General features: G+C 36.9%; 1 protein-coding gene. It reads right to left on the bottom strand.

Annotation, left to right across the window (positions count from 1 at the left end):
* Positions 1-166: 166 nt before the first annotated feature.
* Positions 167-1,342: a gliding motility-associated C-terminal domain-containing protein gene (locus HMPREF9073_RS10835; protein ID WP_009413798.1), complete on the bottom strand. Its 1,176-nt coding sequence runs from the start codon at positions 1,340-1,342 to the stop codon at positions 167-169.
* Positions 1,343-1,497 lie beyond the last annotated feature (155 nt).

Below are 1,497 nucleotides of genomic sequence, written 5' to 3'. Positions count from 1 at the left end.
TCTCGGTACAGAATAACATTGTTAGTGCTGAAAAAACTGCTTTTTTAATCATTTTATTAAACTTTCTATACTTATTTATCTTGTTAAATTTGGAGTAAAGTCGGGCAAAGGTACATATTTTTTCGCAATAACACAGCTTCTCGTGAAAAATATTTTCACTTAGTGTTTATTTTTTCAAATATAACCAACCTATTTTTCTTTGTTTTTGATGGTTTTCATCGGTATATTCTATAAAGTAAAAATAAGTACCTATGGGTAATTCTAAAGATTTTTTAACAGTCACTTCCCCTTGTGTAAAACCTTTAAACGATTGGTTTTTATTATCATAGCCCATTACTTCAAATACTTTAAGTCCGTTTTTATTATAAATTCGGACTATATTCTCAGGGTATTTTTCAATGCCTCCTATATGGAAATAATCATTTTTGTTATCCCCATTGAGAGAGATACCATTATAAGGAGTTAGTGAAGTGGCAGGGTTATCATCTTGAGGTATAGGAGGTATAGGAGGTGTAGGAGGTGTAGGAGTAAGCACATCAGGCACAATTACTTCAACTGTTGTCGTGTCGCAAATGGTGAGATTTTCTATACACAACTCATAATTAAGTGTATAAGTACCTGCAGGTGTATGAGTAGGCACAAGTACATCACCTGTGGCTGTATCTATGTAACGTTCTTTATCGGTAGGTTCTTCGGCTTCGATATTGATATCGTCGTCGGGTAGTTCGATAGGGTTATCGTTGATCGTATCGTTATCCAATATATTTCCAACGATTGTATTCCCCGTATAAGTGAATGTATCGGGTGTTACCACCAAGGTAGGAGGCGGTGTGGAGGGAGGAATTACGGACACCCTCACCGTAGCACTATCACAATTAGAACGATGATGTACATCGCAAATGCGATATTCCAAAGTATATGTACCAATGGGCGTAGCTTGAGGAATAAGTACATTTCCTGCTAAACTAACTGACAAAATATAAAAATTATTACTGTCTTTGCTACCACCAATGGCTTGGAAATTAACCAAAGAAGCATCAACCATTTGATCGCCTATACTATCATTGTGGTATATACTTTCGGTAATGGTAGTCGTTCCTATAGTAACAGTATATGTATCATCGCGAGCTACAACGGGAAGAATCGGGATTTCAGTTATCACCACTGTAATGGTAGCCGTAGCACAATTATGTATGTCGTTCATATCACAAATGCGATATTGCAAAGTATAAGTACCCGTAGGGGTACCTTGAGGAATAAGGATATTTCCCGCTAAATTAACCGACAGAATATAGAAGTTATTACGGTCTTTGTTACCTCCAATGGCTTGAAAATTAACCAAAGAAGTGTTAGCCGCTTGCTACCCTATACTATCGTTGTGGTATATACTTTCGGTAATGGTAGTCGTTCCAACTGTAACAGTATACGTATCATCACGGGCAATCACGAGAGGTTTGCTAACAATTACCGTAACAGTAGCCAACCCACTGCAATTAT

The sequence above is a fragment of the Capnocytophaga sp. oral taxon 326 str. F0382 genome (assembly GCF_000318295.1).
GTDB classification, from domain to species: domain Bacteria; phylum Bacteroidota; class Bacteroidia; order Flavobacteriales; family Flavobacteriaceae; genus Capnocytophaga; species Capnocytophaga periodontitidis.
Note: the sequence above shows the minus strand (reverse complement) of the source record. Positions and strands in the feature narration are given on the sequence as shown.